Origin of the sequence: Gracilibacillus suaedae, from assembly GCF_017599345.1 — a bacterium.
Taxonomy (GTDB): Bacteria; Bacillota; Bacilli; order Bacillales; family Amphibacillaceae; genus Gracilibacillus; species Gracilibacillus suaedae.
Window position 1 is genome coordinate 190,386 of record NZ_JAGFVL010000032.1, and the last position, 14,656, is coordinate 205,041.

Genomic DNA, 14,656 nt, shown 5'->3' on the forward strand with positions numbered 1-14,656 from the left:
GCTAAGCAAACCTCAAAAATGTTACGCTTTTGAGGTTTGCTTTAAATATTCTAGTCTGTTTTTAATTTGGAATACATCTGTAAGTCAATAAACTTATCCTTAGCTTTCTCACACTGTCTTAATGTCCCCTCATAAGTAAAACCTAACTTATCTAGAACTTTCACCGAGTTCACATTTTCCGGTTCCACCTTCGCTTCGATTCGATGGAAATCCAATCTATTATAGGCATAATCAATAAGAGTTGAGATGGCCTCTGGTGCAAAGCCTTTACCCCAGTGTTTTTTTGCTATTTCATAGCCTATTTCTGCCTTTTTATTTTCGAAATCAAGGGAATTATACCCGCAGGATCCGATAATGTCGTTAGAGTTTCTTTCTATGATGGTAAAACGGATTGCTTTATGATCTTGTGCCAACCGATCGAGAAAAGAGATCATTTCCTCGGCCTGCTCTCTCGTTGTAAAGTTACTAATATTCATAAACGCTGTTACATCAGAGTCAGACCAAATGGTAAACAGACTAGCTGCATCTTCAGAAGTCATTTTCCTTAAGTGTAGTCTTTTCGTATATAAGTGTTGAATCAATACTTTTACCTCCCATTTTTAAGTTTAATTGATGGATAAAAAATATTGATATCTGTGCATCGTTCAGTCCCTTCTAGCTATTATCTTGTGATGCTTAAATATAAGCATAATCTTCCAGATTCAAAACAGTTTCCTTGTCCGTTAGATAGGCTGCAACTTCTCTTCCAATTACCGGACCTGCTGTTAATCCGGAAGAACCTAACCCATTCACGGAGAGGATATGATCTGCGGTCCATCCGATATACGGCAATGAATCCCTTGTAAATGGGCGTAATCCTACAGCCATAAATTGGTCTTGGATTGTAGTTTTCGGAAAATAGCGCATTGCCTCCTGATGTAGGTATTGCTGATTTTCTTCTGATGGGGCAATGGAAAAATCTTCAGTATCCTCATGTGTTGTCCCGATCGCAAATTGATTATGATCAGTTCCGACAATATACATTGGTCCAAGTCCCATCACAACAGGAGCTTCTCTACTCTGGTATTCATCATCCAGTTTAAGGTGCAATAATTCTGCCCGTTGATGACGGACTAAAGGTGTTTGATAATACTCACCAGCCCATGCACCAGCAGCATAGATAACAGTACCTTCTGCCTTTTCAGGCTTGATAGCTTGTTGTATCCATTCACCACCATGAAGGCGTATCCCTTCTTTTAAAGCTGAAAGCAGACTTTCTCCACGGATTTGCCCCCCACCTTCTACAAATACGGCTGGATAACAATCAGTCAGATGTGGATGCATTTCTTTTACCTCTGCTTTTGTCAATTTACGAACATTTCCCATTTCTGGTGAGCCATCCTGTTTGGCAGAAATGCGTTCATATGCAAGTTGCTGAATCCGCTCATCTTTAAAAAGACATATCGCTCCATTTCGTTTGTATCCGGTAAACTGCCCGGTTGTTTCCTCGAGCTCTTTAATGAAATCCGGGTAATAACGAGCACCTTCCTGAACAATTCTGTACCATTTTTTATTTCTGCGCTGACTGACCCATGGGCAGATGATCCCTGCTGAAGCAGTAGTTGCTTGTCCTTTGTCAGAGCGATCAAAGACAGTAACAGAATTCCCGGTTTTGGCAAAATGATAGGCTATGGAAGCACCGGCAATTCCACCGCCAATGACAGTATATGTCGACATGTAACCCCTCCTGAATGATATTATAGCGCAAATCGACGTTGAAACGAAATAGCTAAGGAGTGATGCCGATATTTCCCGAGAAATAATTTTTAATACAACGTTTTCGATAAAGTGTAGCATTAAAAGAATAAAAACTAGAAATATGTTGTGTTAATTGTTACAATAATGCTATATAAAATCGAGCTCCCAACAATGGAGGTTTACGGACGATTAGCGCCGTGATAAATAACGGAGAGGGGATATTTACACATTGAATACGAAGTACTTGGACTTACTTGCCGAAAAATACGACAGTGAAGAAAAAGTGGTAACCGAAATAATTAATTTGGAAGCGATTCTTAACTTACCAAAAGGTACGGAGCACTTTGTCAGTGATTTGCACGGGGAATATCATGCATTTCAACATGTGCTGAGAAATGGATCAGGTAAAGTGAAAGAGAAAATAACAGATATCTTCAAAGATAAATTGTCACAGAATGAAATTAATGAATTCGCTACTTTAGTCTATTACCCTGAAGAAAAATTAACATTAATTAAAAATAATTTTAATCATAAACAGGAATTGAATAACTGGTACGAGAAAATCATTTGCGATATGATTCAACTGATTCCATACGCATCTTCTAAGTATACCCGCTCGAAGCTGCGTAAGGCATTACCAGAACAGTTTGTTTATGTTATCGAAGAATTGCTTTATAAATCTGATAAATATTCTAACAAAAAACCGTATTATGAAAAAATTGTCCAGCAGATCATTACGTTAGGTCAGGCGGATAAATTGATCACAGGACTTGCTTATACAATTCAACAGCTGGTAGTAGATCATCTTCATGTAGTAGGAGATATTTATGATCGTGGACCTGACCCAGATAAAATTATGGATACGCTCATCAACTATCATTCTCTTGATATCCAATGGGGGAACCATGATGTACTATGGATTGGCGCTTTTGCCGGATCAAAGGTTTGTCTTGCCAATATCATTCGTATATGTGCCCGTTATGACAACCTCGATATTATTGAAGATGTTTATGGAATTAATCTTAGACCATTATTGAATTTGGCTGAAAAGTACTATGATGACAACCCTGCTTTCAGACCGAAGGAGCATCCTGATAAACCACTATCAACGGATGAGGCATTACAAATTACTAAAATTCATCAGGCAATAGCAATGATTCAATTTAAATTAGAAAGCCCTATTATCAAGCGGCGACCGTTCTTTAATATGTCTGAAAGACTCTTACTGGAAAAAGTAGATTATGAGAATAATCAAGTAACAGTTTACGGTAGAACGTACCCACTTGAAAATACTTGCTTTGCTACAGTAGATCCAGAAAATCCGGCGAAACTGTTACCGGAAGAGCAGGAGGTAATCGATAAACTCTTACTTTCGGTACAATATTCGGAGAAATTATCGAGACATATGAAGTTTCTCATGAAAAAAGGGAATCTATATTTAAGATATAACGGCAATTTATTAATACATGGCTGTATTCCTGTTGATGAAGATGGGAACATGGAACAGATGGTGATTGAAGGTAACACCTATAAAGGTCGTGAGTTACTAGATAAGTTTGAAGAATACTTACGATATGCTTTTGCGAATTTGGAAGAGACAGATGATCTGGCAACAGACATGGTCTGGTATCTCTGGACAGGAGAATATTCATCACTGTTTGGAAAACGTGCCATGACAACTTTTGAGCGCTATTTCATTACAGATAAACAAGCACATAAAGAACAAAAAAATCCTTATTTTTATTTGAGAGAAGATGAGGAAGTATGTCGTAAAATGTTAGAAGAATTTGATCTTCATCCTGATCAAGGCCATATTATTAATGGTCATACCCCTGTTAAAGAAGTAGAAGGAGAGAATCCTATCAAAGCAAACGGTAAAATGATTGTCATTGATGGTGGGTTTTCCAAAGCGTACCAGTCAACTACTGGTATTGCAGGATATACGTTGTTATATAATTCATTTGGCATGCAGTTAGTAGCTCACCAGCATTTTAATTCTAAAGAGGATGTGCTGCTAAATGGTGCAGATGTTTTATCTGTTAGAAGAGTAGTAGACAAAGAACTCGAACGAAAAAAAGTGAGAGAAACCAATGTTGGAAAGGAATTATTAGAGGAAATTGAAATGTTGAAGCAATTGATGGAATATCGTTATATGCATTAATTCAAGAGAATCCTACTATAAAAATCCCCCTTTCCTTTTGTTTACTAAGATGAGGGGGGTTTTCATGAAAAAGATATTATCATTAGACTGCATATATCAAGTTGTTCTGGTCGACGTACGACTGCTGTCACTTCATGGTCTTCGGATAGAAATTGTTTCACTAATTGCCGCCCTGTGTTCTTTAGCTATTACCTTAGTATCATTTACGTAACGAGTCTAAGACATTATAATTGGTATAGATTTACATATATTTTACGATATTTTAATTCTAAGTTAATAGTAGATTTCTAGAATGAAAGTAGGTAGATGTTGAATAATGCTATTACTTGTTCTGTCATAACTTACGTCTAATGTTATATCATAATAGATTTAGTAGAAAACAAATAATTATTTAGGAGGTAATCATTATATGACAAGTAATAAGAGATTCGGCTTTTCGTTTAGAATGGTTGCTATTAGTGTCTTAGTATTAACGATAGTCTTACCTACGAGTACATTGGCTGTTGAGGATGACAGTGATTTTTCGTTAACGATCATGCATATGAATGATACACATGCACATGTAGAACCATTACCTCAAATGTTAACAGCTATAAAAGAAGTGCGAGCGGAAAATCCTGATGCATTGTTACTTCATGCTGGAGATGTTTTTTCTGGTACTTTGTATTTTAACCAGTTTCATGGACAAGCTGATTTGGCCTTATTAAACATGATGGATTTCGATGCAATGGTTTTTGGGAATCATGAGTTTGACCTAGGTTCAGGTGAAGACGGACATGAGTCTTTATCGAAATTTGTAGAGGAAGCACAGTTTCCATTCCTTGGAACTAATATTGATTTCTCCGGCGACCCATTTATGGCTTCTTACATAAATGAGAATATATTTACTGATTCGCCAGATAATGGATCTGTCTATGATGGTATTATTAAAGAAGTTAATGGAGAACAGGTTGGTATTTTTGGGCTGACGACAGAAGATACAGCGAATATTTCGAGCCCGGTAAATGTGCAATTTTTAAATTATATAGAAGAGGCCGAACGAGCTGTTGCGGCTTTTGAAGAACAAGGTGTGGACAAGATTATTGCACTAAACCACATCGGCTATGATAGCACACCAGATATAGGAAATGACTTGCAGCTTGCAGCAAGTGTCGACGGGATTGATGTAATAGTTGGTGGACACTCTCATACGAAATTGGATGAACCAACTATCGTGTCAACAGATAAAAATGGAACAGAAAAAGATCCAACTGTTATCGTTCAGGCACACCAATACGCACAGTTGCTTGGTAAATTAGATGTTAATTTTGATGAAAATGGTGTAGTTGTAGGCTATGATGGTCAATTAATCGATATTAACGAAAAAGAAGCCGACCCAGAAGCTGAGGAAGTACTGTCTTCCTACAAAGAAGAGGTAGATGAGCTAACCAATCAAGAAACAGGCGCAGTGGCGATGAAAGACATTCCAAATCCGCGCTTAGGTGATAGTGAAGTTAGTGTTCGGGCAAATGAAACAGAATTAGGAAACCTTATCACAGATGCAATGCTAGCAAAAGCTCGAGAAAAAAATCCAGAAGTTGTGATTGCCATGCAAAATGGTGGAGGAATTCGTGCGGCCATTGATGAAGGTCCAATTACTGTTGGAGAAGTGATTGCCGTATTACCGTTTGGAAATGATCCAGTTGTTGCAGAATTATCAGGAGCAGAAATTAAAGAAATTTTGGAGCATAGTGTCCGACAAGCGCCTGCAGAAAGCGGTGGATTTTTACAAGTAGCTGGTATGAAATTTAACTATGATAGCACGAAGGAACCTGGGTCCCGAATTGTTACAATGGAAGTAGAAATGGATGGTGAATATGAGGATATTGATTTAGACCAATCTTATTTAGTAACGACCAACAATTTTACAGGTAAAGGTGGAGACGGTTTTGAAGTCTTTGCTCAAGCATATGATGAAGGACGAGTAAGAGATATCGGGGAAATCGATTGGGAACAATTACGTGATTATATGGTAGAAGATTTAGGTGGTGAGGTTGATCCTGTTATCGAAGGTCGCATTAATGATTTATTAGGGGAAGAACCAGAAGCCCCTGAGAAACCTGAAGATGACAATGATGGTAGTTCTGATGAAGAAGGTCAAGATGATGGTGGCGACTCTGGTGAAGGAATTGACGACAACGGATCTAATGTTGGATCAGATGACGGTAAAAACACAGAAGAAGATACTGACAAAGTAGGTTCTGAAGAAAAAAATGATCAAGAAACTTCAGAGGATAGCAACAAGGAAGCAAGTTCAGCTGAAGGAAGTAATCAAGAGGAAGGAGAACGTCTTCCGGATACGGCTACTAATATATATACGTTCCTCTTATTAGGAGCAATCATCCTGATCATTGGGGTAGGTGTGCTAGTATATAAAAAAGTAAAACTTTCATAAACAAATCGAGCATTTAAACAGCAACTCATTATAGGTCTGTGCTTTGCTATATTTTAGTATACACAGACCGTATTTTTTGATAGTAACGAGCACCAGAACACTTGATGGAAGAGAATATCAAGTTCCTGTTGAATAGAATACGTTTTAATCTATAATGATTTCTCAAAATTTCCAAGTAACATATTAAAATGGATAAATATGTTATACAATAGTTCTAAGATGTTTGTAAGAAAGAGGTGTAGATAATGCTTCGTAATGAAATAACAGAACTTTTGCATATTCAATATCCGATTATACAAGCACCAATGGCAGGAGGAATAACAACGTCAAAGTTGGTAGCAGAGGTTTCAAACAATCGCGGTCTGGGCATGATTGGAGCAGGTTATATGTATCCTATTCAAATCCGCGATCAGATCAGAGAAATAAAGGGTTTAACCTCCAATTATTTTGGCATCAATCTATTTGTCCCAAGAGAATTTGATGTGACGGAGAATGAAATGAACACAGCTAATCGATTATTGCAGCCGATTCGTGAGCAATTGCATGTAGAAACTGATATGGAAATATCGACGTTTAATAGAGTAACAGAAACATTCCATCAACAAATAAAGGTTATTATAGAAGAAAGGGTTCCTGTGTGCTCTTTTACCTTTGGTATTCCTTCCAAAGAAGTAATTGAAAGGTTAAAACAACAAAACATTATTTTGATGGGAACCGCTACAACAGTTAATGAGGCAATGGAAGTGGAACAGAGTGGGATGGATATTGTTGTTGTGCAAGGCAGTGAGGCTGGTGGCCATCGAGGAACGTTCTTGGAAGGGGAGCAAGAAAGCTTGGTAGGATTAATGTCCCTAATCCCGCAGGTTGTTGACCATGTGAGCATTCCTGTTGTTTCAGCAGGGGGAATCATGGATGGAAGAGGCTTAAAGGCTTCTATTTGTTTAGGAGCTCAAGGTGTTCAAATGGGAACCGCTTTTTTAACTTGTTTGGAAAGTGGCGCTAATGCATTACATATAGAAGAAATTCTTCATGCCACGGAAGACCAGACAGTTTTAACGCGAGCCTTTTCGGGAAAATGGGCTAGAGGAGTTAACAATAAATTCATTTCCAACATGAAACAACATGAAACATATTTACCAGATTTTCCTGTTCAAAACAGTTTAACAAAAGGAATTAGAAAAAAATCTTCTTCACAAAAAAATCGTGATTATATGTCGCTTTGGTCTGGGCAAAGTCCACGATTAGCTAAAAGACAAACAGTTAAATCGTTAATTAGAAATATTATCGGAGAGGTAAATAAAAGTCATTAATAATACTTGTTCAAAGTATCCACTATTATTTATTCCAATAAAAAAGCAGGGAAATGATCCTGCTTTTTCTCTTTACTTTAATTTTCCGTGTCGAATAAAAACGTTACCCCAAATTTGTCAGTTAAGCTACCGTATCCAGGACTGAATGATTGTTCTTGAAAAGGCATTCTTACCTGACCTTCATCCTTTAAAGCTTCAAAAAAACGTCTTGATTGTTTAACGTCATTGGATGTAATACAGATGGTAACCTGATTACCTTGTAGAACAGGTAAAGTACTAGGACTATCAGAAATCCAAATAGCTGAACCTCCTATCTCTAGCTTTGCATGGGCTATAAGACCTTTCAAATCCTCTTTAGGTAGTTCAGGCATATCATCGTATGTGATAAGCATAGGTACTTCAGCACCTAATGTTTGCTGATAATATTGAATTGCTTCTTTTGCATTTCCATCCATCATTAAATAAGGTGTAATGTTAATCGTCATCATATTTTCCTCCTTAAGCTTTGGCTGAGTTAATCATATCATGTTGTTTTACTCTTTGATTTCTTATCTTTTGCTCTTTCAAGGCATTCAAGTAATAGTATGATAGAATATTACTAATAATCCGCTTGCAAAAATATGGAGGAAATATTGAAAATGCTAAATGATCTTAAATCAGATTGTAAAAACTGCTTTGCCTTATGTTGTGTAGCTTTACCATTTGGTAAGTCTCATGATTTTCCCTTTAGTAAGGAAGGAGGAATACCGTGCCGACACTTATGCTCCAATAATATGTGTGCTATTCATGACCAATTGAAAGGCAAAGGCTTTAATGGTTGTGTCACATATGAATGCTTTGGTGCAGGTCAGCATGTTTCACAAACTATTTATAGTGGGAAAGACTGGCGTAAGGATAGTCAACATGCAGAAGAAATGTTTGCTGTGTTTCCTATCGTTCAGCAACTACATGAAATGCTTTGGTACCTCAAACAAGCATTGACATTAAAGGAAACACAACCACTACATGACCATCTTCAGCAAACTTATCATGATACTGTCAAACTAACTAAGAAGCATCCAAAGGAGATTCTAGAATTGGATATTATGGGACATAGAAGTATTGTCAACGGGCTGTTAACAAAGACAAGTCAATGGTATCGGAAAGACTTCATGAATAAAAATAAAAGAATAATGGAGACAAATGATTTAATAGAGGAAAGTTTAGTAGGATCAGATCTTAAAGGAGAGGACTTTCGCGGGAAGCTATTAATAGCAGCAGATTTAAGCAATAGTGATTTAAGAAAAGCAGATTTTATTGGGGCGGACCTTCGAGATGCTAAGTTATATGGTGCTGATTTGACAGGTGCTCTTTTTCTGACCCAATCTCAAATTAATTCGGCAAAAGGAGATAGCCGTACCAAGATTCCAAGTTATATTGAAAAGCCTGGTCATTGGAGGTAATAGACAGATTAACAAATTGTATCTAGGACCTCTTTTGACTAGGTATAATAATTACCTACCCAGTTAACGAATGAAAGGAGATCAACATGAAAATCAACAATATTCTATTTGTTAGTCCTTTGAATCAAGAAATACAAAATCTGATAGAAAAATATAAACTGGACAAGCAATTCCATTACTTGACTGAAGACGAATTAAGGGATGAAGATTTAGACTGGGCTGATGCGTTTGTATCCTTCAAAACTAGAGCAAGTTATGACTATAGTAAAGTGAAATGGGTTCATTCTTTAGGTGCAGGTGTAGATAGTTTCTTATTCAAAAAGAAATGGAATGACCATGTTATCTTAACCAGAACGATATGTTCGTTTGGAGAAAGAATTAGCGAGTATTGCCTTAGCTACATACTAAAAGACTTACAGTATCATGATCAATTCTTTCATCAGAAAGCGGAGAAGGATTGGAGACCTATCACACCTAAGATGTTAAATGAATCAAAAGTAATGATTTATGGTACAGGAGAGATAGGTCAAAAAATAGCACAGGTTCTTTCTTTTTTTGGTGTAGAGGTTTACGGAGTATCTTGGAGCGGTAAACAAAAAGAGTTTCTTAAAAAGGTGTATACAGTTGATACGCATTTTGCATTATTGAATGAAATGAATTATCTGATTAATACCTTGCCGTTAACGGAAAAAACAGAGCATTTATTTAATAAAGGTATTTTTTCAGATTTATGGAGTGTTGGTTTTATCAATGTTGGCAGGGGTGAATCTGTTAATGAGTTAGATCTCTTGCAAGCATTGGATACCGGTCATGTAAGATTTGCTGTACTTGATGTATTTCAAGCGGAACCACTGCCACAAGTCAATCCATTGTGGGAACACCCAAACACGATGATGACACCACATATTTCCGCTGTGACAACTGCTAAAGAAGCAGTAGAATGTTTTGTTGATACACTTGAAAATATAGAAAAGAATAGACCTTTACCTAATAAAGTAGATGTCAGAAAAGGATTTTAATAGCGTACAAAAATAATCCCTCAACAGCTAGCTAATGAAATATACTATTCATAGAGGATAGCTAGTTTAATGTAAGAAGAAAAGGACCAGTTTGTGGAGTAATTGAAGGTATTTCACGAAAGAACTTGAATATAGTATAAAATCGTATTTTAGGAGGTTTTTGATTTGACTGTTCTTGACGAAAATCAAGTTTATAAATTATGGGTAAAAGCCTGGAACGAGGACGTTTCCATACTTGATAAGGTAACAGCTCCTGATTGCATGGTTCATCAGGCAAGAACTGACGGAACATCTTCGGGTGATAAAAAGGGAGCAGAAGCCTTAAAGGGAATCATTAGGGATGCTTGTACCTTTTTTGATGATGTTGATATGACGGTAGTAGTAGGCCCTATCTTAGATAGTCCGTATGTCTCGGCACGCTGGCAATTTACAGGGGCATACAAAGGAGGTATGCCAGGTGCTAAGGCAGAAGTGGGAAAAATCATTAGCTTTAACGGTGTGGATATTATGCAAGTCGAAGATGGGAGAATAAAAGGTTATTGGGTATCTTCTGATGGCGTGTACTTAATGGAGCAGGTAGGGGTATTTTGATTTGATTTTCACTGTCGGGTATTCTAGAAAAGGGTGCAATTGTTGAACAATATAGGTAGAAAATGGCCCCTGTTCTAAACAATTAACTCAACTTAAGAAAGATTTAGTCTGGTTAAAAATATGCTTCCTTTTAATTATGGTGAAAATTTTCTTTCGTCTGTATCAGCAGAATGTAGGATATTAAACAGACTGACTAGAGGAACATACACGTTAATCTGAGAGTATTTCGTTAATATTTCCCCTGTTTGCCGAATACAATATACCATCATTGCATAAAAAAGGGGATGTCAGGTTTGAAATCCAATTATTTAAAAAGTGCTGTGTTTGAACATCAATTTTGGCTGCAGGTGCTCGGAGATCACGCTCGGTTTATTCATGATTCCCTTTACCCATCACAAACCGAGGATATTGAAAAAGCCAAAATGTTTCGCTCACAGTATGATCAATTGCTTTCCCAATCAAGCGCTATTGATACCTCCAATGCCATTTCATTCTCGATTATGGTGGAGGATCTCACTAAGCAATTTAGAGAATTCAAGCTTTCCATTATTGAACGGCACTTGACGGGTCAAATGGGGATTCATTTGACACCCACATTTTTGAATCACATGGTCAATGAATTGGAAGAATATTTGTTGATATTAGGCTATTTGAAGCAAGGCGAGGTGCCACCTATTTTCCATGAATTACACCATCACCTGGTCTGGTTACTGGATGCATCCGGTCATGCGGGCGCGATTAATGATGAGATGGATGGTGTCGAGAAACGTTTAAAAGAGAAAAGTCATGCTTTCACAGAGCATTTTAATCAATTTTATTTGAAAGCAGTAGAACTGACCGGTTATTTACGTTCCAATGTTAATGCATTTCCCGCATTAAAAAAGTTCAATAATGACGTGGAGGTTGAAATAGGTTTATTTAAAACTTTTTTGCATGAATTAGAAGAAATGGAGCTTAGTGCAGAGGTATTAAGTACATTCACTGCCTCAATGGCTGATCACATGGCCCGTGAGGAACAATATTATTTAATGAAAGTGGCACAGTCCAAGCAGGTTACAGGAAATTGAGCTAGCAAAACATTCATATTGAACAAAAAACGAAACAATTTTAACAGAACACCTCAGTTCTATGAATACCATATGAGAGAGGTGTTTTTATTTTTTTATTAGAAGCTGAGAACTGGGGGATCATAGGCTAAGGTCTAACTAGTTAGTGTACTCTTTCTACTTTAATTATAGCATATAAAAAAAGCGAATTATAGACTATTTATTCTCATTTACTACTGCTAAAATCAATTGTACTTTAATGGTTAGGAGTGATGTAGAATGAGTTCTTCAGTTCTGGATTTTCAAGAGATAGAAAAAACTCAGCATATGCTCGTTGGTGGAAAAGGTTTGAATTTAGGGAAATTATCAAAAATTCAAGAAATACACGTACCAGAAGGGTTTTGTATAACAACAGAGGGATTTCAAAAAGCCGTCGATCAAAATGAAACGTATCGTGCTTTGTTGGACCGACTAACAAGGTTAAAGGTAGAAGACCGAGAACAAATTGCTGCAATCAGCAGGAAGATACGACAAATTATTATGGAAGTAGAAATTCCTTCTGATGTTGTGAACAGTGTTACTCACTATCTCTCCAAGTTTGGCGAGCAACATGCTTATGCAGTGCGTTCGAGTGCGACTGCTGAAGATTTATTACACGCCTCTTTTGCTGGTCAACAAGATACTTATTTAAATATCATCGGCAAAGAAGCTATCTTACAGCATATCAGCAAATGTTGGGCTTCGCTATTTACGGATAGCGCAGTAATATACCGTATGCAAACTGGATTTAATCATAGTCAAGTGTCTATATCCGTTATCGTGCAAAGGATGGTTTTTCCACTGGCTTCAGGGATATTATTTACCGCTGATCCAATTACCTCTAATCGAAAGATACTATCAATTGATGCCAGTTTTGGGCTTGGAGAAGCACTGGTCTCTGGCTTGGTATCGGCGGATTGTTATAAAGTACAGGAAGAGGAAATCATCGATAAGATGATAGCTACCAAAAAAATGGCTATCTATCCACTAAAAGAGGGCGGAACAGAGAAACGGCAGATTGATCCTGAAATCCAAAAGACTCAAACACTTACTGAACAACAAATATTACAGCTGGCGCGCATCGGAAGAAAGATTGAAGCTTATTTTGGTTGCCCACAAGATATCGAATGGTGTTTAGTGAATGGTACATTTTATATTCTCCAGAGTCGTCCAATTACAACTTTATATCCCATCCCAGAAGTGAATGATCAAAAGAATCACGTCTATGTATCAGTTGGCCATCAACAAATGATGACTGATCCGATGAAACCATTAGGATTGTCTTTTTATCTGTTAACAACTCCTGCCCCTATGCGTAAAGCTGGTGGTAGATTGTTTGTTGATATCACAGATAATCTGGCTTCACCTGTCAGTAGAAAAACGGTAATAGATACCTTGGGGAAATCCGATCCACTCATCAAAGACGCACTCCTGACCATTGTAAAGCGTGAAGGATTTATAAAATCATCATCGGGTGGTAAAAATGAACTGAATCCTAGTAAAAACAATAAAGCTGTATCGTCTTGGGGACCTGAACAAATCGAATCTGATCCGACAATCGTTTCTGATTTGATTAAGAATAGTCAGGTTTCGATTGAAGAGTTAAAACAAAATATTCGAACTAAATCAGGAGCAAATTTAATTGATTTTATTCTAGAAGATATCCAGCAATTAAAAAAGATTTTATTTGACCCACAGAGTTCAGCTGTAGTTATGAGTGCTATGAATGCTTCATTATGGATCAATGAAAACATGATGAAGTGGCTAGGTGAAAAAAACGCAGCTGATACATTATCTCAATCTGTACCAAACAATATTACATCGGAAATGGGTCTGGAGTTATTGGATGTCGCAGATGTAATACGACCTTATCCGGAAGTAATTGACTTTTTACATCATGTAAAAGCTGATAACTTTTTGGACGAACTGGTAAAGTTTGAAGGTGGACAAAAAACTCGAGACGCCATAATAGCTTATCTCAATAAATATGGAATGAGATGTGTTGGAGAAATCGATATTACTAGAAATCGTTGGAGTGAAAAACCAATTACACTTGTTCCTTTGATTCTTAATCATATCAAAAACTTTGAGCCAAATGCTAGCAGTCGAATATTTGAGCGAGGAAGACAGGAAGCTGTGAAAAAAGAACACGAGTTATTAGAACGACTGAAGCAACTGCCGGGTGGTGAACAAAAGGCCAAAGAGACAAAACGAATGATCGATCTAATCCGGAATTTAAGCGGGTTTAGAGAGTATCCAAAATACAGCATGATAAATCGCTACTTCGTTTATAAGCAGGCTCTATTGAAAGAAGCCGAACAACTCGTACAGGCTAACGTTATTCAGGAAAAAGAAGATATATATTATCTCTCTTTGGAAGAACTTGGTGAAGTTATACGGACAAACAAACTGGATTACCAGGTCATTAACATGCGAAAAGAAGAGTACAAATTATATGAAAAATTAACTCCCCCACGTGTTATCACGTCTGATGGAGAAATTTTTATTGGTGAGTACAAACGAGAAAATCTCCCAGCTGAAGCCATTGCAGGTTTACCAGTTTCTTCTGGAGTTATAGAGGGGCGAGCACGTGTCATCTTAAACATGGAAGAAGCTGATTTAGAAGATGGAGATATATTAGTCACTTCTTTCACAGATCCAAGCTGGACGCAGTTGTTTGTATCGGTAAAAGGTATAGTCACTGAAGTTGGTGGACTAATGACCCATGGAGCAGTTGTCGCACGTGAATATGGATTGCCAGCAGTTGTTGGAGTAGAGAATGCTACCAAGCTCATAAAAGATGGACAACGGATTAGAGTGCATGGTACAGAAGGGTATATCAAAATCTTATAATTAATCAGTAGCACCGCTCCAGTG

11 protein-coding genes and 1 pseudogene are annotated in these 14,656 nt (G+C 37.3%); 8 read left to right on the plus strand and 4 right to left on the minus strand.

Translation table 11 applies throughout. The annotated features are described in order from the left end of the window. Positions 1 to 50: 50 nt before the first annotated feature. The gene (locus J5J03_RS08850; protein ID WP_208588777.1) at positions 51 to 581 is read right to left on the minus strand and encodes a GNAT family N-acetyltransferase; all 531 of its coding nucleotides are present in this window, start codon (positions 579 to 581) and stop codon (positions 51 to 53) included. Between the two features lie 94 nt (positions 582 to 675). Further along, positions 676 to 1,716, minus strand: coding sequence for an NAD(P)/FAD-dependent oxidoreductase (locus J5J03_RS08855; protein ID WP_208588778.1), 1,041 nt, complete (start codon positions 1,714 to 1,716; stop codon positions 676 to 678). Between the two features lie 250 nt (positions 1,717 to 1,966). On the opposite strand from J5J03_RS08855, the gene J5J03_RS08860 reads away from it, so the two are divergent. Next, entirely contained in the window at positions 1,967 to 3,898 is a 1,932-nt protein-coding gene (locus tag J5J03_RS08860; RefSeq protein WP_208588779.1) for a fructose-1,6-bisphosphatase, read from the plus strand. 62 nt (positions 3,899 to 3,960) lie between these two features. Here J5J03_RS08860 and J5J03_RS22355 read toward each other — a convergent pair. Beyond that, a pseudogene (locus J5J03_RS22355) lies at positions 3,961 to 4,065 on the minus strand (hypothetical protein); the annotation flags it as partial. A gap of 242 nt (positions 4,066 to 4,307) precedes the next feature. On the opposite strand from J5J03_RS22355, the gene J5J03_RS08870 reads away from it, so the two are divergent. Together J5J03_RS08870 and J5J03_RS08875 are read left to right on the plus strand one after the other, a co-directional pair. Then, positions 4,308 to 6,332 (plus strand): bifunctional metallophosphatase/5'-nucleotidase, encoded by a 2,025-nt coding sequence (locus J5J03_RS08870; RefSeq protein WP_208588783.1) that lies wholly within the window; start codon positions 4,308 to 4,310, stop codon positions 6,330 to 6,332. A 245-nt stretch (positions 6,333 to 6,577) separates the two neighbouring features. Further along, positions 6,578 to 7,642 (plus strand): NAD(P)H-dependent flavin oxidoreductase, encoded by a 1,065-nt coding sequence (locus J5J03_RS08875; protein ID WP_208588788.1) that lies wholly within the window; start codon positions 6,578 to 6,580, stop codon positions 7,640 to 7,642. A gap of 77 nt (positions 7,643 to 7,719) precedes the next feature. Here J5J03_RS08875 and J5J03_RS08880 read toward each other — a convergent pair whose 3' ends face one another. Further along, entirely contained in the window at positions 7,720 to 8,127 is a 408-nt protein-coding gene (locus J5J03_RS08880) for a VOC family protein (protein ID WP_208588789.1), read from the minus strand. A gap of 153 nt (positions 8,128 to 8,280) precedes the next feature. Between J5J03_RS08880 and J5J03_RS08885 the strand changes: the two genes are divergently transcribed. The 5 genes from J5J03_RS08885 (at position 8,281) to ppsA (ending at position 14,632) form a co-directional block, all read left to right on the plus strand. Further along, complete coding sequence (locus tag J5J03_RS08885) at positions 8,281 to 9,084, plus strand: pentapeptide repeat-containing protein (protein WP_208588791.1); 804 nt, start codon at positions 8,281 to 8,283, stop codon at positions 9,082 to 9,084. Positions 9,085 to 9,170: 86 nt separating this feature from the next. Beyond that, positions 9,171 to 10,103, plus strand: coding sequence for a D-2-hydroxyacid dehydrogenase (locus tag J5J03_RS08890; RefSeq protein ID WP_208588792.1), 933 nt, complete (start codon positions 9,171 to 9,173; stop codon positions 10,101 to 10,103). Between the two features lie 165 nt (positions 10,104 to 10,268). Further along, positions 10,269 to 10,694 carry an ester cyclase gene (locus tag J5J03_RS08895; protein WP_208588794.1) on the plus strand — a complete coding sequence of 142 codons (426 nt, stop codon included), beginning with the start codon at positions 10,269 to 10,271 and terminating at the stop codon, positions 10,692 to 10,694. A gap of 284 nt (positions 10,695 to 10,978) precedes the next feature. Further along, positions 10,979 to 11,761, plus strand: a complete 783-nt coding sequence (locus tag J5J03_RS08900; RefSeq protein ID WP_208588795.1) for a DUF2935 domain-containing protein — start codon at positions 10,979 to 10,981, stop codon at positions 11,759 to 11,761. A gap of 258 nt (positions 11,762 to 12,019) precedes the next feature. Next, on the plus strand, positions 12,020 to 14,632 hold the full coding sequence (gene ppsA, locus J5J03_RS08905) for a phosphoenolpyruvate synthase (protein ID WP_208588798.1): 2,613 nt from the start codon (positions 12,020 to 12,022) through the stop codon (positions 14,630 to 14,632). The last annotated feature ends 24 nt before the right edge of the window (positions 14,633 to 14,656 follow it).

Excerpts from the sequence above, each read along its gene's own strand:
- J5J03_RS08855 (WP_208588778.1), bottom strand. The coding sequence starts at position 1,716 with ATGTCGACATATACTGTCATTGGCGGTGGAATTGCCGGTGCTTCCATA.
- J5J03_RS08870 (WP_208588783.1), top strand. The coding sequence starts at position 4,308 with ATGACAAGTAATAAGAGATTCGGCTTTTCGTTTAGAATGGTTGCTATT.
- J5J03_RS08875 (WP_208588788.1), top strand. The coding sequence starts at position 6,578 with ATGCTTCGTAATGAAATAACAGAACTTTTGCATATTCAATATCCGATT.
- J5J03_RS08880 (WP_208588789.1), bottom strand. The coding sequence starts at position 8,127 with ATGACGATTAACATTACACCTTATTTAATGATGGATGGAAATGCAAAA.
- J5J03_RS08885 (WP_208588791.1), top strand. The coding sequence starts at position 8,281 with ATGCTAAATGATCTTAAATCAGATTGTAAAAACTGCTTTGCCTTATGT.
- J5J03_RS08890 (WP_208588792.1), top strand. The coding sequence starts at position 9,171 with ATGAAAATCAACAATATTCTATTTGTTAGTCCTTTGAATCAAGAAATA.
- J5J03_RS08900 (WP_208588795.1), top strand. The coding sequence starts at position 10,979 with ATGTCAGGTTTGAAATCCAATTATTTAAAAAGTGCTGTGTTTGAACAT.
- ppsA (WP_208588798.1), top strand. The coding sequence starts at position 12,020 with ATGAGTTCTTCAGTTCTGGATTTTCAAGAGATAGAAAAAACTCAGCAT.